This window comes from Nocardioides jejuensis, from assembly GCF_004337475.1.
Lineage (GTDB): Bacteria > Actinomycetota > Actinomycetes > Propionibacteriales > Nocardioidaceae > Nocardioides > Nocardioides jejuensis.
The window spans coordinates 1-20,005 of record NZ_SJZJ01000013.1 but is presented as its reverse complement, the minus strand read 5'-3'; the positions used below and the strand labels follow the sequence as shown (position 1 = coordinate 20,005).

Here is a 20,005-nt window from a genome sequence, read left to right as displayed (position 1 = left end):
CGATGCACGAGGGACTGGCGTCTGTGCTGCGCGGGTTGGATGCCCTGCGCTCCGCCGTCCTCGACGCATGCCTTCTCGAGCCCGAGCTGGCCCTCGCCGGCGGCATCGCCGACTCCCGCGGCCCGCGCCAGACGCCGTGGCTGCTGATGTCCGAGGCCGCGACAGACCTCAACGTCGTGCCGACCTCGGAAGGTCCGGAGTCGTTCGACGACGCGGACCTCGCGACGTCGTCCGCGGAGGACGAGGCCACGCGCGAGCGGATGATCGCCCTGGTCGAGCTGGCGCGCGGCGGCGACAAGGAGGCCTTCGGTCTCCTCTTCGACCACTACCACCCGTCGGTCTACCGGTTCATCTACTACCGGACCCGGTCGCAGACGCTGGCCGAGGACCTGGCCAGCGAGACCTTCTTCCGCGCACTGCGGTCGATGAACAACTTCCGCTGGCAGGGGCGCGACTTCGGCGCCTGGCTGATGACCATCGCGCGCAACCTGTGCAGCGACCACTTCAAGGCGGGCAAGACCCGTCTGGAGCAGACCACCGAGGACATGTCGCTCCACGACGACATCACCGATGGCCCGGAGACGCTGGTCCTCGCGCAGCTCACCAACGACGCCCTGCTGACTGCCCTGCAGCAGCTCCCGAAGGAGCAGCAGGAGTGCCTGATCATGCGCTTCCTGCAGAGCATGAGCATCGCTGACACGGCCAAGGTGCTGGGCCGCACGGAGGGCGCTGTGAAGCAGCTCCAGCTCCGCGGCGTACGCAACCTGGCCAAGCTGATGCCGAAGGAGGTGCACCGGTGATCAAGTCTTCAATGACGGCCGCATCACACTCCGTAACCTTCCCCGTCTCACACTCGTTCTACGCATCAGAGCACCACTTCGTCGGCGACTGCCGGCGGCCCGCAGAGACAGGACAGACGTCATGAGCCCCATCAGCCCGGCACGCCGCCGCGCCGAGGAGTTCGCGTCCCTTCTCGAGGGTCGCGGGGGCTCGGCCGCTGCCCACACCAACGCGCTGGAGATCGTGGCCGCGCTGCGCACCGTCGTTGCGCCGCAGCCCTCCTCGGCGTACGTCACGGAGCTGCGGAGCAACCTTCTCGCCGCCGCCGACACCCTGCTCCTGCCGGCCGTCACCACCCCGGCGTTCGCGGGTCAAGTCCTCGAGGCCCCCCGTCGCCACCGCCGCAAGCTGTCGGTCGCGATCGGCGCACTCGCCGTCCTCGGCAGCACCACCGGTGTCGCGGTCGCGGCCCAGTCCGCGCTGCCGGGTGAGTCGCTCTACCCGATCAAGCGGATCATCGAGAGCGCCCAGACCTCGCTGAGTGCCGACGACGCCTCGCGTGCCAACCGGATCATGGACCTCGCCGGCAACCGGCTGGGCGAGACCCAGGCCCTCGCCAGCAGCGACTCCGCGCGCAGCCGCGCCGAGATCCCGAGCTCGCTCGAGGACTTCGTCGCCCAGGCGAGCGAGGCCGCCGACGCGCTCCTCAGCGAGTACGCCGCGTCCGGCGACATCTCGACCATCACCGACCTGCGCGACTTCCTGCGCGAGAGCCTCGACGCCCTCGCCGGCCTGAAGTCCGCCGTCCCGGTGGAGTACGCCGACGACTTCGACGCCGCAGTCAACGCACTGCTCAGCATCGACGAGCAGGCGCTCACCGCCTGCGGCAACTGCGCCGGCATGCTCGACGTCCCGGCGATCCTGCTCTCCGGAGCGTCGATCGCGCCGACCACGGTGGCACCGCACGCGACGGCCACCGCGGCTCCTCGTGCCACGCCGTCCACGTCGAGCAACGCGGTGACCGATCTGCTCAACCAGCTTCCGGCACTGGGCAGCACCCCGACGAAGTCGCCGCTCCCGCAGCAGCCGACGAGCACGGCCAAGCCGTCCCCGTCGTCGACGACCACCGCGGGCACGCTCGGCACCGTCCTCGGCAACAACCCGGTGACGAAGCCACTCACCGACGCCGTCGACGGCCTGATCGACCCGCTCCTGGACCCGCTGCTCGACCCGCTCTTGGGCGGCAACGGCCTCCACTGAGGCACCGCCTCGCCCGGACCCTGCCAAACTGTCAGACTGACACTTTGGCCGGATGTGACAGTTCGGAACTGTCAGCCAGCGCGAAACTGTCACGTCCGTCGTGCCCGAACACCCGCAGCAGCAAGCACGGCGGCCAGTCTTCGGCGCGAGATCGCTGTGTCCCATCCCCAGCGCGCGACACGAGGCCTTCGGCTACGGATCCGGTCTTCCCGCACCTTCTCGTCCCAGAGGACCTGCTCCGGGGTGCGGCCCTGCTGGAACTCTTCACGGAAGTACTTCGCCTTGCCGTCGAACTCGCCGACGCACCCGAGCTCAGGCCAGTCGAAGTCAACGATGTCGTCGCCGAGCCCATCGAACCGGGGGAACCGCGCCTGAAGATCGGGCATCGGCACCTCCAGCAGGATCATCTGCCCTCTGCTCAACGACTCCCCCGCAGAACCTGACCGTACGTCGACCGCCCGCAGGTTCCGCTCCGCCCGCGCGCGCCCTCGGGAGCCGGCCGGGATCACGGCGAGGAGCGCATCGATCACGGCGGCTTGGCACGCGCCCGCGTCGCGGGCGATCGACTGAACCAGATGGTCGAGCGGCAGCAGAACGTTGGGCAGTTCGAGCATCGCCGCCACCTGGATCGCGGTCCATTCCCGCGAGGACACGAGCAGACCGGAAGGCAGCTCGGTCACCTGATCGTCGGGGATCCGCGTCGGATGCACCCGCACACCCGCCGTCGTACGCCGGGCACGCCCGGGCTGCAGGGCGTGCACGTCCGCCAGGTCGGCGGTGAGGAGCGGGGCACCCCAGAGAACCGCGGCCGACGCGTGGGAGAAGATCAACCCCGGCCGACGGGCGGCAGCCGTGCTCACGATCCGCAGTTGATGATGATCCTCCGCCGTCAGCTCGACGTCGTGGGGTCGGAAGTAACCGCGGCGAATGCGTGCCAGTCCAGGGTCCTGGTCCGGACGCTCAGCACCGGCGAGCCGACGTTCCCGTGAGGCGACGATCAGATCTTCAAGGTCAGGCTTGGTCATGCTGCGAGCGTCCGGGGAACTGCGTCCGCATGCACGCGGTGCCCGACGGACCTGTGGATGAAGGGCTGCACCTCACCGACCGTGACACTTTCGCCGTACCTGACACTCCGGAAGTGTCACGCCCAGCCAAACTGTCAGTCGGACAGTTTGGCAGCGCGGGCCGGGGACATCGCAGCGCAGGCCCGAGGCACAAGCACCGGACGCGGACCGGCGCTCAGCCGAAGATCGAGCGGCGCCGCATCAGCAGCTGGTACAGCGTCTGCTGGATCGTTTCGCGCACCCGGTCGGTCACCTCGAAGACGGTGAGCGGGTCCTCCGCGGCGCTGGCGTCGTACGCCTCGGTGTGGATCGGCTCGCCGAACTCGATGATCCACTTCGACGGAAGCGGCACCAGGCCGAGCGGGCCGAGGAGCGGGAAGAACGGCGTGATCGGGACGTACGGCAGGCCGAGGAGACGCGCCAGCGCCGGCACGTTGCCGACGAGCGGATAGATCTCCTCCGCGCCGACGACCGAGACCGGGATGATCGGCACGCTCGTGCGCAGCGCCGCGCCGACGAAGCCGCCACGGCCGAAGCGCTGCAGCTTGTAGCGCTCCGAGAACGGCTTGCCGATGCCCTTGAAGCCTTCGGGCCAGACGCCGACGAGCTCGCCGCCGTTGAGCATGCGCTCGGCGTCCTCCTGACAGGCCAGGGTCACGCCGCCGCGGCGGGCGACGGTGCTGACGAAGGGAAGCCGGAAGACCAGGTCGGCACCGAGCGGGCGCAGGTGACGCCCGGTCCGCTCGTGGACCTGGAACATCGTCATCAGGGCGTCCACAGGGACCGTGCCCGAGTGGTTGGAGACGATCAGTGCGCCGCCGGTCTTCGGGATGTTCTCGACACCGCGCACCTCGACGCGGAACCACTTCTCAGCGAGCGGTCGCGCGGCGGTCATCAGGAGCCGCTCGGTGAGCTCCGGGTCGAAGCCGTAGTCGTCGACCTCGAACTCACCCGTGATCCGGCGGCGCAGGAAGGCGATGAAGTGGGCGAGCTTGCGCTCCCAGTCGTCGCCGAAGACCTCCATCGCGGCGTGCGTGAGCGCCTCGACGATCTCGGTGAGGGGAATGCCAGGACGCTTCGAGCCACCGCCGGTCGTCTCGGGCGCGGCGCCCGGGCCCTCGGGTGCGGCCAGGATCGGCGCATCCGGCACGACGGGGACTTCTTCCGGGTCCGGCACCTTCAGCGGGCGTACGTCGGCATCCTCCGGCGAGCGCGGAGCAGGCGGGCGGCGGCGTCCCCCACCAAGCAGGTCACGTGCCGCCTTGGACGGGTTGCGCCCGGTGCCGCGACCCGCGGCGCCGTGGGTGCCGATCGGGATGATGTCGGCGTCATCCATCCAGCTCACCTCCCGTGGGAGCAGCAGTGGGAGCAGACGTCGGCACCGCCGAGCGGGTCAGTGCCCGCTCGAGAGAGGCCAGCGCCGGCTCGGCGACAGCCAGGCCAGGGACGCCGGGCGGCATGTCGACCGACCGTGCGAAGTCGCAGAACGCCTCTTCGGTCGAGTAGCGCGGCCGGTAGCCGAACTCCTCGTGCAGCCGCGTCGTGTCGACGCCCCGGCCGTAGGTCAGGAAGTGCACGAGCTCCGTCGCGAACTCGGACCGGCCGACGCCCCGGATCGCGGATCCAACTGCGGAGAGCGCGAACGACGGCACGGGAAGGCCTGCGCGTCCGAGTCGACGGATCGCCTGGGAGAGAAGCAGGACCCCGTCGCCGGCGAGGTTGAAGGTGCCGCTGGCATCGGTGAGCACCGCGTGGCGGAGCGCGCCCATCAGATCGGCCTCGTGCAGGAACTGCAGGCGCGGGTCGTAGCCGAGCACGGTCGGGACGACCGGCAGGCGGAAGTACTGCGCGATCGGGCTGTCGACGCCGGGGCCGATGACGTTGGCAGCGCGCAGCATCGCGACGTGGACGTCGGGACGGCGCCGGGCGAAGCCGCGCACGTAGCCCTCGATCTCGAGTGCGTCGCGGGAGTAGCCCGAGCGCGGCATGCGCTTGGGGCCCATCTCCTCGGTGAACATCGCCGGGTCACGGTGGCTCGCGCCGTAGACCGTCGTCGTCGACTTCACCACGACGCGCTGCACGTCGGGGGCGCGCTGGCAGGCACCGAGCAGCTGCATCGTGCCGATCACGTTGGCCTCCTTCATGGAGGCGCGCGAGCCCATGCCGCCTGGCGTGGCGACTACGCTCATGTGCACGACGGTGTCGACCCGCTCGCGGACGAGGAGCTTGGCGACGACGGGGTTGCGCAGGTCTGCGCGGACAAACGAAACGGCGCCGAGGTCACCCTCAGGAGGGATGACGTCGACGCCGATGACGTTCGCTACCGCAGGGTCATCGGCAAGGTTGCGCGCAAAACGTCGCCCGAGGTCACGCGAGACCCCGGTGACGAGCACGACCTTGCCGGCCTGCGTCATCGAAGCAGCAGGCTCACTTACCGAGCTTGCGACGCGCCACGCGCGTCTTCTTCAGCAGCTTGCGGTGCTTCTTCTTGGCCATGCGCTTGCGGCGCTTCTTGATGACAGAACCCACGGTGGAACCTTTCCAGAGCTTGACGTCTGCCCTGGCGGATACAGCACGGGCGACCTGCCCCAGCGTATCGGCCCGGCCGCAGGGTCCGAAATCGGGTCCGCCCGCCAGACCGCACGTCGTACGACGTGGGGCCGCGGCGGGCGGCGTGCCGGTGAATCAGCGAGCAGGTCAGCCGGCGTCGTAGAACGAACGCTGGATGTACTCGGTGACGTCCTTCTCCTGGACACGGAACGAACGGCCCACGCGGTGCGCCGGAAGCTCCCCACCATGGACGAGTCGGTAGACGGTCATCTTGGAGACGCGCATCATCGTGGCCACCTCGGCGATGGTCAGGAACTTGACCTCGGAGATGTCAGACGGGTTGGCAGCCATGGCTCACCGCTTTCTCTGGGCGCACGCCGCCAGCTTCCCCACTGGCGACCCACGTGCCCCGTGTCCTGAACATTAGGGGCTCGTGTGACTCGGGGGAAGAGTGTGACGGAAAATTATCTGTGGTTATCGGCGTGGCGCGTTGATTTGCGTGCGCTTGCCGCCCCAGACAGTGCCTCAGGAGTCGGCGGCGAGCTGCTGCGCGCGGTCCCGGCAGGCCTCCATGGCCGACAGGAACGCCGCCTTGACCTTGTGGTCCTCGAGGTAGCGCAGGGCCGCAGCCGTCGTGCCGCCGGGCGAGGTCACCTGCTCGCGCAGGATCGTCGGGTGCTGCTGCGTCTCGCGCAGCATCGTGGCCGAGCCGTAGAGCGTCTGGACGGCCAGCTCCGTGGCGAGCGGACGCGGCAGACCGAGCATCACGCCGGCGTCGATCATCGCCTCGACCACGTAGAAGATGTACGCCGGACCCGAGCCGCTGACCGCCGTGGCGGCGTTCTGGAGCTTCTCGGCGATGCGGACGACCTTGCCCGTCGCTCCGAGCAGGCCCTCGGCCTCGACGAGGTGCGCCTCGTCGCAGTGCGAGCCCGCCGACAGCGCGTGCATGCCCTCGTCGACGAGCGCCGGCGTGTTGGGCATGACCCGGACGACGGCGACGCCACCGGGCACGTGGGTCTCGATGAACGCCGTCGTGATGCCGGCGGCAAGCGAGACGAGCAGCTGGCCCGGGCGCAGGACCGGAGCGATCTCCTGGAGCGCGCCGGCGAGGTCCTGGGGCTTCATGCCGAGCACGACGGTGTCGGCGCTCGCGGCCGCATCGAGATTCGGCAGGACGGTGACGCCGTACTTCGTGGCCAGCTCGTCGCCGCGCTCCTGCCGGCGTACGCCCACGATGAAGTCGCCCACCGGACGGCCGGAGCGGAGGAGCCCGGCGAGGATCGTCTCGCCCATGACACCGACGCCGATGAACGCCGTCTTGCCTGCCTGATCGCCTGCCATGCGGGGCACCTGCTTCTTCTACGAGCTGGAGAGGAGGGAACGTACAAAGAATGACAGGTTCGCCGGACGCTCCGCCAAGCGCCGCGTGAGGTAGCCCCACCACTCCTCGCCGTAGGGCAGGTAGACGCGCACCGTCTCGCCCTCCGCTGCAAGCCGGCGCTGCTCGTCCGGCCTCACGCCGTAGAGCATCTGGAACTCATGGTCGCCGGGCACCCGACCGTGCCGCTCGGCGAGGTGGCGGGCGATCGCGATGATGCGCGGGTCGTGCGTGGCCACCATCGGATACCCCTCGCCGGCCAGCAGCGTCCGCAGGCAGGCCACGTAGGAGAGGTCGACCTCGTGGCGGCTGGCGAACGCGACGTCGGCGGGCTCGTCGTAGGCGCCCTTGCAGAGGCGGATCCGGGATCCGGGGCCGGACAGCGTGCGGCAGTCCGCCGGCGTACGGCGCAGGTAGGCCTGGAGCACGCCTCCCGTCTCCGGGAACTCGGCGCGCAGCGCACGGAGCACCCGCAGGGTCGCCGCCGTGACCGTGTGGTCCTCCATGTCGAGGGTGACCGTGGTGCCGGCGGTGCGGGCGGTCTCGCAGATCGACCGCGCATGCATCGTCGCGATCTCCTCACCGCCCGGGAGGCGCAGGCCGAGGGCGGTGAGCTTGACGGAGACCTCGGTGTGCCGCGCGAGCCCGCGCCGCGCCAGCTCGCCTAGGAGTGCGGCGTACTCGGCCTCGACGCGGTGGGCGTGCCGCCGTTCGGTGGTGTCCTCGCCGAGGCGGTCGAGCGTCACCCGCAGCCCCTCGGCGACGAGGCCTGCCGCGACCTCCACGGCCGCAGTCCGCGTCTCGCCGGGCACGAAGCGCCGCACCATCGCCCGCGTCGCGGGCAGCTGCAGGGCCAGGTCGCGGGCGCGGTCGCTGCGGGCCAGGGCCAGCAGGGCTCGGTTGGGCATGCCCTAGTCCGTACGCCGACGCAGGGTCGCCGCTCCGAGCGCCAGGCCGACCACGACGTACGCCGCGATCACCCCGAGGTCGCCCCAGACCGGGCCGGTGTCGACGCTGTCGCGGACCTGGGTCATCGCGTCGACGGCGTACGAGAGCGGGAGGACGTCGCTGACGTGGCCAAGCACGGTCGGCAGGTGGTCACGCGAGACGAAGAGCCCGCAGAGGAGGATCTGCGGCACGACCAGCGCCGGCATGAACTGCACCGCCTGGAACTCCGTGCGCGCGAAGGCACTGACGAAGAGCCCGAACGCCGTGCCGAGCAGCGCGTCGACGACGGCCACCACCGTGAGCAGCCAGACCGGCCCCTGGATGTCGAGCCCGAGCAGCCCCACGCTGAGCCCGACGGCGACGAGTGACTGCACGGCTGCCACCAGGCCGAAGGCGATCGCGTAGCCGACCAGGAAGTCGACCTTGCCCATCGGCATCGCCAGGAGCCGTTCGAGCGTGCCGCTCCCCCGCTCGCGCAGGGTGGTCACGCTGGTCACCAGGAACATCACGATGAACGGGAAGATCGCCAGGAGGGCCGGCGCGACCCGGTCGAACATCCCGAGCCCGTACGGCGGCGCGTAGGCCGGCGCGGAGAACATCCACCACAGCAGCGTCATCAGCAGGCAGGGCAGCACGATCATGATCGCGAGCGTCCGGTGGTCGCGGCGCAGCTGGGTCAGGACGCGCGCGGCGATCGCGAGGGTGATGCCGACGTGGTCGGTCGATCCGTGGGTCGTGCGCTGGGCGAGGTTCATGCCGCACCTCCGCGGACCAGGGCGAGGAAGGCACCCTCGATGTCGCGCGCGCCGGCCGACGCCTTGATGGCCGCCGGGGTGCCGTCGGCGATGAGCAGCCCTTCGCGCATGAGCAGCAGGCGCTCGCAGCGCTCCGCCTCGTCCATGACGTGGCTGGAGACCAGCACCGCTGCGCCGCGTGCGGCGATCGCGTGGAACGTCGTCCACAGCTCCTGGCGCAGGACCGGGTCGAGCCCCACGGTGGGCTCGTCGAGGACGAGCAGGTCGGGGTCGCCGAGCAGGGCGACGGCGAGGCTGGCGCGGCTGCGCTGACCACCGCTGAGCGCACCCACCACGGCATCCGCCTGGGGCACCAGACCGGTCGTCTCCAGCACCTGCTCGACCCGGTCAGCACCCACGCCGAGCACCCGGGCGAAGAAGCGAAGGTTCTCGCGCACCGACAGGTCGTCGTACACGCTGACGGCCTGGGTCTGGTAGCCGATCCGCCGGCGGAGGGTGGCCGCGCCCGCCGGCTCACCGAGCACCTCCACCGCGCCCCGCACCCCTGCCTGGACGCCGACCAGCGTTCGCATCAGGGTGGACTTGCCGCAGCCGGACGGGCCGAGCAGGCCCGTGACCTCGCCGGAACGCAGCGTGAAGTCGAGCCCGCGCAAGACCTCGTGCCCGCCGCGCACGACCGTCAGACCGGAGACCCGCACCGCGTCGCCCATGCTGGCGACGCTACTCCTGTCAGCCGACGCCGAGGTGCTCCCGCGCGAAGGCGAGCGACTCGGCCAGGTCGGCGTCGCGCTGCTTCGCCGTGCCCGACCGGCGGGTGTTGATCTCGAGCACGACGTGCCCGCCGAAGCCGGTGGCCGCGAGGTGGCGCAGGAGCTCCTTGGCCGGCTGGGTGCCGCGGCCCGGGACGAGGTGCTCGTCCTTGGGCGACCCGAGACCGTCGGTCAGGTGGAGATGGCGCAGGCGAGGGCCGAGGCGCTGGGCCATCTCGAGCGCATCGACCTGCGCGGTGGCGGCGTGCGAGAGATCGATCGTGGTGTTGGCATAGGACTCCTCGGAGGGGTCCCAGCCGGGCTGGTAGATCTCCATGCCGCGGCGGGTCGAGGCACGCCACGGATACATGTTCTCGACCGCGAAGGCGATGCCCGTGGTGCGTTCGAGCGAAGCGATGCCCTCGACGAAGCCACGGGCGTAGTCGCGTTGCCAGCGAAACGGCGGATGGACGACGACCACGTCGGCGCCGAGGTCGTGCGCCAGCTCGGCAGAGCGTTCGAGCTTGCCCCACGGCTCGGTGCCCCAGACGCGTTGCGTCACGAGGAGGCAGGGTGCGTGGACAGCACAGACCGGCACCTCGTGGCGCTCCGAAAGGGCGCGCAGGGCCGCGGCGTCACGCGAGATCGCGTCGATGCCGACCATCACCTCGACCGCGTCGTAGCCGAGCCGCCTGGCGTAGGCGAAGGCGTGGCTGGTCGACTCGGGGTAGACCGAGGCGGTGCTCAGGCCGACGACTCCCCCGAACCCGGCCATGTCAGTGGTGGACGAAGCCCAGGTGGTCGAAGCGCTCGAGGATGACGCCCTCGCGAAGTGCCCAGGGGCAGATCTCGAGCTGCGACAGATCGAAGATGTCCATGACTGCCTCGGCCACCAGGGCGCCGGGGAGGATCTGGTGCGTGCGACTCTCGGAGACGCCCGGCAGCAGCGCGAGCTCGTCGTGGCCCATGCCGACCAGCTTGGGGATCCACTCGGCCAGTTCAGCGGCCGGAAGCGCGCGCGGCACCAGCGGCCCGTCGCCCGACGGTGCTGCGCCACAGATCCTGGCCAGCGAGCGGAACGTCTTGGAGGTCGCCGCCGCACGGTCCGGGGCGCCGTAGCGCAGCAGATGGCCGGCGTCCTTGGCGATGTCGGCGCGGATCTTGCGGCGCAGCTTCTTCAGCGACGCGTCGTCGATCGGGCCGTCGGCGAAGTGGTTGCGTGCCAGACGCGCGGCGCCGAGCGGAAGCGACCAGGCGATGTCGGGCGCCTCGTCCTTGCCGCCGGCGATCTCGAGCGAGCCACCGCCGATGTCGAAGACGGCCAGGCGGCCGGCCGACCAGCCGAACCAGCGGCGTACGGCGAGGAAGGTCAGGCGTGCCTCGTCCTCGCCGGGCAGGACCTCGAGGTTGACGCCGGTCTGGGCCTGGACGCGGGCGAGCACGTCGTCGGAGTTGGTCGCGTCCCTGACCGCCGAGGTCGCGAACGCCAACATCTCCTCGCAGCCCTTGTCCTCCGCGACCTCGAGGGCCGAGGCGCAGAAGGACTTCAGGGCGAGGATCCCCGCCTCGCTGACCGCACCGGACTCGTCGAGGTGCTCGGCAAGACGCAGCGGCTCCTTGTAGGAGAACGCCGGGAGCGGGGCCGCGCCACCGTGCGCGTCGACCACCAGGAGGTGGCCCGTGTTGGAACCGATGTCGAGGACGCCCAGCCGCATGCGTCCAAACTACCGGTACGGACTCCCGGTCAGGGGCGACTACTGTGTGCCGGTGCCTGAGGTCCCCCTTGATTTCCCCCGCGCGTACGTCGAGTTCGTCAACCCCCACGACGAGACCGAGATCTTCCGCTGCGACCTGACCTGGCTCACGTCCAGCTGGACGTGCATCTTCGGCTCCGGCTGCGCCGGCATCTACAAGCACTCCCCCGACGTCGGCTGCTGCACGCTCGGCGCGCACTTCAGCGACAAGGACGACGAGAACCGCGTCGCCGGCTTCGTCGACCAGCTCACACCGGAGTCGTGGCAGTTCCACCCCGGTCGCACCGTGAAGCGCAAGGACTGGGTCGAGAAGGACGACGACGGCGAGCGCAAGACCCGCGCCCACGTGGTCGACGGCCAGTCCGCATGCGTCTTCTCCAACCGCCCCGGCTTCGCCGGCGGCGCGGGCTGCGCCCTCCACGGCCTCGCGATCGCGCAGGGCATCAGCTACATCGAGACCAAGCCGGACGTCTGCTGGCAGCTGCCGATCCGGCGTACCTTCCGCGAGGTCGAGCGGATCGACGGGACGTCGTACACCGAGGTCGGGATCGGCGAGTACGACCGCCGCGGCTGGGGCCCGGGCGGCCACGACCTCGACTGGTACTGCTCCGGCAACACCGAGGCGCACGTCGCCATGGAGCCGGTCTACGTGACCTCCGCGCCCGAGCTCACCGCCCTCATGGGCGAGCAGGGGTACGCCGAGCTGAAGCGGCGCTGCGAGGCGCACGTGCGGTCGCGTTCCGCGCTCGCGCTCCACCCCGCCGACCCGCGCTGACGCCTTCGGGAAACCTCTCGACGTCGAGAGATATCGACCCCGGTTTTCGTGTGCGCCTCGTCTCGGGTTAACAATGCCGCCATGCGCCTCGACCACGTTTCGTACGCCGCAGGACCCGACGGCCTCAAGGCCACGGCTGAGCGTCTCGGCAAGCTGCTCGGCACGGAGATCGTCGACGGAGGTATCCACCCCCGCTTCGGCACGTGCAACTACATCCTGCCGCTGGCCGACGACACCTACCTCGAGGTCGTGGGCGCGCTCGAGCACCCGGCGTCCGACAAGGCGCCGTTCGGCCAGGCCGTCAAGGCCCGCACCGCGCTCGGCGGCGGCTGGCTCGGCTGGGTCGTCGCGGTCAGCGACCTCCCGTCCGTCGAGTCCCGTCTCGGTCGCGAGGCGAAGGACGGCTACCGCCACCGCCCCGACGGACACGAGCTGATCTGGAAGCAGATCGGCATCAGCGAGCTGGCCAACGACCCGCAGCTGCCGTACTTCATCCAGTGGCTCTCGCCCTCCGAGGACCACCCGAGCGCCGGCGGCACCGCCGACTTCGCCCTGACCGGCCTCGAGATCGCCGGCGACCCGCACCGCGTCTCCGAGTGGCTCGGCGAGCCCGAGGACCACCCGCTCGACGACGTCGAGGTCCGCTGGGTCGCCCCGCACGGCACCCCGGGCATCGTCGCGGTGGAGTTCTCGACGCCGAACGGCACCGTCCGCATCTGATTTGCCCGCGAGGATGGTGACAGTGCCCGGGGCGATCCCGTCCCCGAACATCTGGCACCACACGGCGACCTACGAGGTCGAGAACCACGCCGTCGACCCCACCCGGGTGATCGAGCGGACGATGGAGTCGCTCGCACCGTGGGCCGGCCGGACCGTGCTTGACCTGGGCTGCGGCACCGGCTTCCACCTGCCGCGCTGGGCCTCGTCCGCCGCGCAGGTGTACGGCGTCGAGCCGCACGCCGACCTGCTGGCGATCGCCGCGCGACGGACCCGTCGGTTGGCCAACGTGTCGTTGCTGAGCGGCACGGCGCAGGCGATCCCGCTGCCTGATGCCTCCGTCGACGTCATGCAGGCGCGCTGGGCCTACTTCTTCGGGCCCGGCTGCGAGCCTGGACTCGCGGAGCTGGACCGGGTCATGCGGCGGGGCGGGACGGCGTTCGTCATCGACAACGACGCGACGCGCTCGACGTTCGGAGCGTGGTTCCGGCGGGGCTATCCGACCGTGGACCCGCTGGCGGTCGAGCGCTTCTGGTCCGGCCGCGGCTGGACCCGTACGCCGCTCGACATCTCGTGGTCGTTCGACTCGCGGGAGGACCTGGAAGCGGTCGTGCGGATCGAGTTCGCAGCGGACGTTGCCGAGGCGATCCTCCGCGACTGGACGCCCGCCCACGGGCTCGAGGTCGACTACGCGGTGAACCTCTGGCACCGCACCTGGTGATGCCGTGTGCTGTGTAAGTGAGGCCAACTGGCCTCGCTTACACAGCACCCCGGACTAACCGAGGTCCGGGATCTCGGTCGCAGGTTTGCCGATGGCCGCGCGGATCGCGTCGTTGACGTCCCAGACGTTGACGTTCATGCCCGCGGTGACGACGCCGTCACGGAGCCACCACGCGACGAACGCGCCCCCATCGATATCGCCGCGCAGGACGACCTCGTCGTCGGGGGAGCTGCGTCCGACGTACTCCATCGAGAAGTCGAACTGGTCGGTGAAGAAGTACGGCAGCCAGTCGTAGCTGTCGTCGATGCCGAGCATGGTGCGACCGGCGAGCTTGCCCTGGCGGATCGCGTTGTCCCAGTGCTCCACGCGGAGGTGCTGGCCGAGCACGGTGTTGCGCGCGTTGGCGACGTCGCCCGCGGCGTAGACGTACGGGTCCGAACTCATCAAGCGCTCGTCGACCAGGATCCCGTTGTCCACCGCGAGACCGGCGCTCTCGGCCAGACCGGAGGTGGGCGTGGCACCGACCCCCAGCAGCACGAGGTCGGCCTCGAAGGTGTCGTCCGACGTCACCACGCCGTGCTCGGTGACGGCCTCGATCCTCACCCCGGTGTGGATCGTCACGCCGTTCTTCGCGTGCACGCGCGCGAGGTGGTCGGCGAGGACCGGTCCGAAGACGGCACCGAGGGGCCGGTCCGCAGCCTCGAGGACGGTGACCTCCATCCCGGCCTGACGGGCGGTGGCTGCGACCTCCAGACCGATCCAGCCGGCTCCGATGACGACGAGACGTCCGCCCTGCTGGAACGCCGCACGGAGGCGCTCGCTGTCGTCGATCGTGCGCAGCGTGACGGCGTGGCTGATCCCGGGGACCTGCAGGGTGCGCGGCGAGGCGCCGGTCGCGATCAGCAGGCGGTCGTAGCCCAGGCTCGTGCCGTCGTCGAGCACGGCAACGCGCTCGGACAGCTGGAGATCCGTGACCGCCGTGCCGATGCGGAGCGTCACGTCGTTGTCGCGGTACCAGCCGGCGTCGTGCGGAAACAGCGCATCGCGGTCGTCGTTGCCGGCCAGATAGCCCTTCGAGAGCGGGGGCCGCTCGTAGGGCAGGTGCTGCTCGCGGGCCACCAGCGCGAGTCGCCCCGCGTAGTCCATGTCCCGGAGGGACTCCACGGCGTGCGCTGCGGCGAGGCCGCCTCCGACGATGACGATGCTGCGCGGTTCGTCCATGCGGACCATCCTGCTCCGGACGATCCACGGCGCCAAGGGGTTCCACAGGGCCAAGGGTGTCGCCATGGTTGTGTCGGACCGTTCGAATAAGGTTTCGAACATGGCTGCGAAGACGACGAAGGCCCAGCGCCCCGCCTACACCTGCGCCGAGTGCGGATGGACCACCGCGAAGTGGGTGGGCCGCTGCGGCGAGTGCCAGGCCTGGGGCTCGGTCGCCGAGTCGGCGGCGGCACCCTCCGGCGCGCGCACGACGGCCGGTCCGGTCACCGCCCCCGCAGTGCCGATCGGCCAGGTTCCGGTCGAGCAGACGACCGCTCGCGAGAGCGGCGTGCCCGAGCTCGACCGGGTCCTCGGTGGCGGGCTGGTGCCCGGCGCCGCGATCCTGCTCGCCGGCGAGCCCGGCGTCGGCAAGTCGACCCTGCTGCTCGAGGTCGCCGCTCAGACCGCCCGCTCTGGCCGCCGCACGCTCTACGTCTCCGGCGAGGAGTCCGCGGCCCAGGTGCGGATGCGCGCCGACCGCACCGGGGCCATCGTCGACGAGCTCTACCTGGCGGCCGAGACCGATCTCGCTGCGCTGCTCGGCCACATCGAGGCGGTCAAGCCCGAGCTGCTCGTGGTCGACTCCGTGCAGACGGTCAACGTCGCCGACCTCGACGGAGTCCCGGGCGGCGTCACGCAGGTCAAGGAGGTCACCGCGGCGCTGGTCCGCGTCGCCAAGACCCGCAACATCACCACCGTCGTCGTCGGCCACGTCACCAAGGACGGCACCATCGCCGGTCCCCGGGTGCTCGAGCACGTCGTCGACGTGGTGCTCCACTTCGAGGGTGACCGCAACAGCCGGTTCCGCATGCTCCGCGCAATGAAGAACCGGTTCGGCCCGGTCGACGAGGTCGGCTGTTTCGACCTCGGCTCCGACGGCATCACGGCCGTTTCCGACCCGACCGGCCTCTTCGTGGAGAACCACGCGCAGCAGGTGCCCGGCACCTGCGTCGCCGTGACCATGGAGGGGCGCCGGCCGCTGCTGGCCGAGGTCCAGTCACTGGTGACGGTCGCGCCGGGCGACAAGCCGCGGCGTACGACGTCGGGGCTGGACTCCTCCCGCGTGGCGATGGTGCTTGCCGTTCTCGCCCAGCACGGCGGGCTGCGGCTCCACAACCACGACGTCTTCTGCTCGACCATCGGCGGCGCCAAGCTGACCGACCCGTCGACCGACCTCGCGATCGCGATCAGCATCGCCTCCGCGCACTACTCGCGACCCGCTCCGACCGCGACGATCGCGATCGGCGAGCTCGGCCTGGCCGGAGAGCTGCGCAAGGTCCGCGACCTGCCGCAGCGCCTCGCGGAGGCGGCCCGGCTGGGCTTCAAGTACGCCCTGGTCCCCGTCGACCGGAGCAACGGCAACCCGTCGCCCGGCCGGGTCCGGATGGTCGACGGGATGAAGGTGATGGACGTCCCGGACATCGCCGCCGTGATGCGGCTGCTCGACCTGCAGGGCCGCGCCGTCCACGTAGCCGCTGCCTCGACAAATGACGAGGCCGGGTGACCGCTGCACCGCTACGATTCGGGCAGTTGTCGACAGACCAGACGGGATGACAGCAGTGGCCGCGATCGAGCGTTCCGAAGAGACCGAGCGCCTGCGGGCGACACTCGCGTCCATTGCACCGGGCACTCCCCTGCGCGATGCGCTCGAGCGCATCCTCCGCGGCCGCACCGGAGCGCTCGTCGTCCTGGGTTACGACAAGACCGTCGAGGGCATCGCGACGGGCGGCTTCCAGCTCGACGTCCCGTTCACCGCGACCGGCCTGCGCGAGCTCGCCAAGATGGACGGCGCGATCATCGTCGACGGCGAGCTGACCCGGATCCACAAGGCCGCGGTCCACCTCATGCCCGACCACACGATCCCGTCCGAGGAGACCGGCACCCGTCACCGCACGGCCGACCGTGTCGCCCGACAGACCGGCTTCCCGGTCATCTCCGTGTCGCAGTCGATGCAGATCATCGCGGCGTACGTCGGCGAGACGCGGCACGTCCTCGAGGACTCCGGCCGCATCCTGACGCGCGCCAACCAGGCCCTGGCCACGCTCGAGCGCTACAAGATGCGCCTCGACGAGGTCTCCTCGACCCTGTCGGCGCTCGAGATCGAGGACCTCGTGACGGTCCGCGACGTCGCCGTGGTCGCCCAGCGGCTCGAGATGGTCACCCGCATCGCCCGCGAGATCGAGGACTACGTCCTCGAGCTGGGCACCGACGGCCGCCTGCTGACGCTGCAGCTCGAAGAGCTGATCACCGGCGTCGACGCCGAGCGCGAGCTGGTCATCCGCGACTACCTGCCCGGCGGCCGCAAGGCGAAGACCCCCGAGGAGCTCCTGCTCCGCCTCGAGCACCTCGACGCGAGCGAGCTCGTCGACCCGGCCGCCGTTGCCAAGGCGCTCGGCCTCGGCTCGGCTGAGCACCTCGACGGCGCGGTGACCCCGCGCGGCTTCCGCCTGCTGGCCAAGGTCCCGCGCCTGCCTGCCGCGGTCGTCGACCGCCTCATCGACCACTTCGGCACCCTGCAGAAGCTCCTGGGCGCCGGCATCGACGACCTGCAGGCCGTCGAGGGCGTGGGCGAGCTCCGCGCGCGCAGTGTGCGCGAGGGACTCTCCCGTCTCGCCGAGTCGAGCATCCTCGAGCGTTATGTCTGACTGAGCGTCACCCGTCTGGCGATCAGCCAGCGACCGCCTGCACCGCGTAGGCGTCAGCCGGCATGGCCGGGTCGTCCCGGAACGGGAGGACGACCTCCTCACGACCCTCGACGACCGCGCGGGGCACGCCGCCCTCCAGACCGTCGATGTGCGCGATCAACGCAGCCAGGTCGTCCCAGCGTCCCTGATCCACGAGTGCGCCCATGACCCGCTGGGGCGCAGGCACGGTCGTGTGCGCGAACGGCACGGTGTCGTCGTTCCAGATCTGCTGCTGCATGTCCCGGAGCACCTCGCGGTACTCGTCGGTCGCCGCGGCTGCTGCCCGGAAGTGCTCCCACATGTCGATCGGCAGGATCTCGCGGAGGAAGACCGACAGGACGACGGGCGAGCCGTGCTCCTGCACCGCACGGAGACTGGTCAGCTTGGTCTCGCGCCGGTCGACCACGTTGCGCAGCTCGCCGCGTCGCTGCGAGATCGAGTCCGCGGCGTCACGCACCGCCCACTCGTAGACCTCGTCGGTGAGCACGTCGAAGGAACGCGCCGCGAGGAAGGCGCGCGTCATCGCCGGCTGGTCCTCGTAGAGGAGCCCGGGCGGGAAGGAGAGGTCGGCGGCGTCCCAGAAGCTGCGCCGGAAGACCTTGTTCCAGGCGAAGACGTCCGCGAGGAGCAGGGGCGCGTCGTCGATGTGTACGCCGAGCCGGGCGACCGTGTGGTTGCGCTCCATGAGCGGAGTGACGAACCGTCGGTCGGTCGCCACCCGGACCGCCTTGCCCACCGCGAAGTCCGACCCGGTCTCGCCGAGCGTCGCCAGCGCACCGCTCCACGCGTCGCGCGGAAGCGTGTCGTCGGAGTCCACGAAGGTCAGGTACGGCGCGGTGGCCAGCGTGACACCGGTGTTGCGGGCAGCACTGAGGCCGGCGTTCGCCCGGTGACGGTGGACGACGACCCGGTCGTCGCGGGCGGCGCGACGCTCGGCGATCGCCAGCGAGCCGTCCGTCGAACCGTCGTCGACGAGGATGACCTCGATGTCGCGGACCTTCTGCCCCAGGATGCTGTCGAGGCAGGCCTCCAGCCACGGTTCGACGTTGTAGACCGGCACGACGACCGACAGGACGGGCGGCCGCCGCTTGCGCGACCACCGCATCACACGCGCGCTCCGACACCTGTCATGGGTCCGGAGGCTACCGGAACGGCGAGCAGCGACGGAGGGTTCACGTTGCCGTCGCCGTCTCGTTGCCCCACGGACCCGACCGCGAAGACCCGATGCCTACCGTCGAACACGTGAAGATCACCGTCATCGGCTGTGGCTACCTCGGTGCCACCCACGCCGCGTGCATGGCCGCCCTCGGCTTCGAGGTGCTGGGCATCGAGATCGACCCGACCCGCCGCAGCGCTCTCGAGCGCGGCGTCCTCCCCTTCTTCGAGCCCGGGCTGCCCGAGCTGCTTGTCGAGCAGGTCGAATCAGGGCGCCTGCGGTTCTCCGCCGACATCGCCGAGGCCGCTGCGTTCGGCGACGTGCACTTCGTCTGCGTCGGCACCCCACAGCGCGCCGACGGCCACGGCGCCGACCTCACGTACGTCGAGGCCGCCGTCACGTCCCTCGCCGCTCACCTGACCGGTCCAGCGCTGGTGGTCGGCAAGTCGACCGTCCCGGTCGGCACCGCCGAGCGGCTCCAGGAGATCCTGCAGTCGCAGTCACCCGCGGGCGACCAGGTCGAGCTGGCCTGGAACCCCGAGTTCCTCCGCGAGGGCTTCGCGGTCAAGGACACCCTGGAGCCCGACCGCCTCGTCTTCGGCGTACGGTCCGAGCGCGCGGAGGCGACCCTGCGCGAGGTGTACTCCACGGCCATCGACGGCGGCTGCCCCGTGGTCGTCACCGACTTCCCGACGGCCGAGCTGGTGAAGGTGGCGGCCAACAGCTTCCTGGCCACCAAGATCTCCTTCATCAACGCCATGGCCGAGCTGTGTGACGTCACGGGCGCCAACGTCGTCACGCTCGCCGATGCGATCGGCTACGACGAGCGGATCGGCCGCAAGTTCCTGAACGCCGGCCTCGGCTTCGGTGGCGGCTGTCTCCCGAAGGACATCCGGGCCTTCACCGCCCGCGCCGAGGAGCTCGGGGTCAAGGACGCCCTGCGGTTCCTGCACGAGATCGACCGGATCAACCTGCGCCGCCGCAAGCGCGTCATCAAGATCGCCCGCAAGGAGCTCGGCGGCCGACTGCCGGGCAAGCGGATCGCGATCCTGGGCGCAGCGTTCAAGCCGAACAGCGACGACATCCGCGACAGCCCCGCCCTCGAGGTGGCGCACACGCTGCACGAGCTCGGCGTGCACGTCACCGTGCACGACGTCGAGGCGATCGAGCCGGCCCGCACGAAGTACCCGGACCTCTCCTACGCGGACACGATCGAGGAGGCCTGCGCCGAGGCCGATCTCGTCATGCACCTCACCGAGTGGCTCGAGTACCGCGCCGTCGACCCCGCCAAGCTGGGCGAGGTCGTGGCCGGCAAGCGGATGATCGACGGGCGCAACTGCCTGGACATCGACGCGTACCGCGAGGCCGGCTGGACGATCCGCTCGCTCGGTCGTCCCTGACCCGGACCGCCCGCCGCACGAACGACGAAGCGCCCCTCCGGAGTCCGGAGG

General features: G+C 70.6%; 21 protein-coding genes. 8 read left to right on the top strand and 13 right to left on the bottom strand.

What is annotated here, in order from left to right; translation table 11 throughout:
• Positions 1-2 precede the first annotated feature (2 nt).
• Together EPD65_RS09005 and EPD65_RS09000 are read left to right on the top strand one after the other, a co-directional pair.
• Entirely contained in the window at positions 3-800 is a 798-nt protein-coding gene (locus tag EPD65_RS09005; protein WP_131583325.1) for a sigma-70 family RNA polymerase sigma factor, read from the top strand.
• 121 nt (positions 801-921) lie between these two features.
• Positions 922-2,040, top strand: a complete 1,119-nt coding sequence (locus EPD65_RS09000; RefSeq protein ID WP_131583323.1) for a DUF5667 domain-containing protein — start codon at positions 922-924, stop codon at positions 2,038-2,040.
• 89 nt (positions 2,041-2,129) lie between these two features.
• Here EPD65_RS09000 and EPD65_RS08995 read toward each other — a convergent pair whose 3' ends face one another.
• The 11 genes from EPD65_RS08995 to EPD65_RS08945 form a co-directional block, all read right to left on the bottom strand.
• Positions 2,130-3,065, bottom strand: coding sequence for a hypothetical protein (locus tag EPD65_RS08995; protein WP_131583321.1), 936 nt, complete (start codon positions 3,063-3,065; stop codon positions 2,130-2,132).
• Between the two features lie 214 nt (positions 3,066-3,279).
• Complete coding sequence (locus EPD65_RS08990) at positions 3,280-4,440, bottom strand: lysophospholipid acyltransferase family protein (protein WP_131583319.1); 1,161 nt, start codon at positions 4,438-4,440, stop codon at positions 3,280-3,282.
• Positions 4,433-5,518, bottom strand: coding sequence for an NAD-dependent epimerase/dehydratase family protein (locus EPD65_RS08985; RefSeq protein WP_131583317.1), 1,086 nt, complete (start codon positions 5,516-5,518; stop codon positions 4,433-4,435). The genes EPD65_RS08990 and EPD65_RS08985 overlap by 8 nt, the downstream gene beginning before the upstream one ends.
• A gap of 13 nt (positions 5,519-5,531) precedes the next feature.
• Positions 5,532-5,633: a 30S ribosomal protein bS22 gene (locus EPD65_RS08980; protein WP_017933175.1), complete on the bottom strand. Its 102-nt coding sequence runs from the start codon at positions 5,631-5,633 to the stop codon at positions 5,532-5,534.
• Between the two features lie 168 nt (positions 5,634-5,801).
• Complete coding sequence (locus EPD65_RS08975; RefSeq protein ID WP_131583315.1) at positions 5,802-6,005, bottom strand: helix-turn-helix domain-containing protein; 204 nt, start codon at positions 6,003-6,005, stop codon at positions 5,802-5,804.
• A 174-nt stretch (positions 6,006-6,179) separates the two neighbouring features.
• Entirely contained in the window at positions 6,180-6,998 is an 819-nt protein-coding gene (gene proC / locus EPD65_RS08970) for a pyrroline-5-carboxylate reductase (protein WP_131583313.1), read from the bottom strand.
• An 18-nt stretch (positions 6,999-7,016) separates the two neighbouring features.
• Positions 7,017-7,943 (bottom strand): proline dehydrogenase family protein, encoded by a 927-nt coding sequence (locus EPD65_RS08965; protein WP_131583311.1) that lies wholly within the window; start codon positions 7,941-7,943, stop codon positions 7,017-7,019.
• A gap of 3 nt (positions 7,944-7,946) precedes the next feature.
• Complete coding sequence (locus tag EPD65_RS08960) at positions 7,947-8,738, bottom strand: ABC transporter permease (protein WP_131583309.1); 792 nt, start codon at positions 8,736-8,738, stop codon at positions 7,947-7,949.
• Positions 8,735-9,448 carry an ABC transporter ATP-binding protein gene (locus EPD65_RS08955; protein ID WP_131583307.1) on the bottom strand — a complete coding sequence of 238 codons (714 nt, stop codon included), beginning with the start codon at positions 9,446-9,448 and terminating at the stop codon, positions 8,735-8,737. The genes EPD65_RS08960 and EPD65_RS08955 overlap by 4 nt, the downstream gene beginning before the upstream one ends.
• Positions 9,449-9,467: 19 nt before the next feature.
• Complete coding sequence (locus tag EPD65_RS08950) at positions 9,468-10,262, bottom strand: sugar phosphate isomerase/epimerase family protein (protein WP_131583305.1); 795 nt, start codon at positions 10,260-10,262, stop codon at positions 9,468-9,470.
• A gap of 1 nt (position 10,263) precedes the next feature.
• The gene (locus tag EPD65_RS08945) at positions 10,264-11,202 is read right to left on the bottom strand and encodes a Ppx/GppA family phosphatase (RefSeq protein WP_131583303.1); all 939 of its coding nucleotides are present in this window, start codon (positions 11,200-11,202) and stop codon (positions 10,264-10,266) included.
• A gap of 52 nt (positions 11,203-11,254) precedes the next feature.
• On the opposite strand from EPD65_RS08945, the gene EPD65_RS08940 reads away from it, so the two are divergent.
• From EPD65_RS08940 to EPD65_RS08930, 3 genes are all read left to right on the top strand, one after another.
• Positions 11,255-12,016 (top strand): DUF3109 family protein, encoded by a 762-nt coding sequence (locus EPD65_RS08940; protein WP_131583301.1) that lies wholly within the window; start codon positions 11,255-11,257, stop codon positions 12,014-12,016.
• Between the two features lie 81 nt (positions 12,017-12,097).
• On the top strand, positions 12,098-12,736 hold the full coding sequence (locus tag EPD65_RS08935; RefSeq protein ID WP_131583299.1) for a VOC family protein: 639 nt from the start codon (positions 12,098-12,100) through the stop codon (positions 12,734-12,736).
• A 13-nt stretch (positions 12,737-12,749) separates the two neighbouring features.
• The gene (locus EPD65_RS08930) at positions 12,750-13,454 is read left to right on the top strand and encodes a class I SAM-dependent methyltransferase (RefSeq protein WP_131583297.1); all 705 of its coding nucleotides are present in this window, start codon (positions 12,750-12,752) and stop codon (positions 13,452-13,454) included.
• 54 nt (positions 13,455-13,508) lie between these two features.
• Here the strand turns inward: EPD65_RS08930 and EPD65_RS08925 are convergent, their stop codons facing one another.
• The gene (locus EPD65_RS08925) at positions 13,509-14,675 is read right to left on the bottom strand and encodes an NAD(P)/FAD-dependent oxidoreductase (RefSeq protein WP_131583295.1); all 1,167 of its coding nucleotides are present in this window, start codon (positions 14,673-14,675) and stop codon (positions 13,509-13,511) included.
• A 100-nt stretch (positions 14,676-14,775) separates the two neighbouring features.
• Here EPD65_RS08925 and radA point away from each other — a divergent pair, with 100 nt between their 5' ends.
• Both radA and disA read left to right on the top strand, forming a co-directional pair.
• The gene (radA, locus tag EPD65_RS08920; RefSeq protein ID WP_131583293.1) at positions 14,776-16,218 is read left to right on the top strand and encodes a DNA repair protein RadA; all 1,443 of its coding nucleotides are present in this window, start codon (positions 14,776-14,778) and stop codon (positions 16,216-16,218) included.
• A 46-nt stretch (positions 16,219-16,264) separates the two neighbouring features.
• Positions 16,265-17,359 (top strand): DNA integrity scanning diadenylate cyclase DisA, encoded by a 1,095-nt coding sequence (disA, locus tag EPD65_RS08915; protein WP_207891481.1) that lies wholly within the window; start codon positions 16,265-16,267, stop codon positions 17,357-17,359.
• A gap of 22 nt (positions 17,360-17,381) precedes the next feature.
• On the opposite strand, the gene EPD65_RS08910 is transcribed toward disA, so the two are convergent.
• Complete coding sequence (locus EPD65_RS08910) at positions 17,382-18,503, bottom strand: glycosyltransferase family 2 protein (RefSeq protein ID WP_131583289.1); 1,122 nt, start codon at positions 18,501-18,503, stop codon at positions 17,382-17,384.
• 137 nt (positions 18,504-18,640) lie between these two features.
• Here EPD65_RS08910 and EPD65_RS08905 point away from each other — a divergent pair, with 137 nt between their 5' ends.
• Positions 18,641-19,954, top strand: a complete 1,314-nt coding sequence (locus tag EPD65_RS08905) for a UDP-glucose dehydrogenase family protein (protein ID WP_243640518.1) — start codon at positions 18,641-18,643, stop codon at positions 19,952-19,954.
• Positions 19,955-20,005 lie beyond the last annotated feature (51 nt).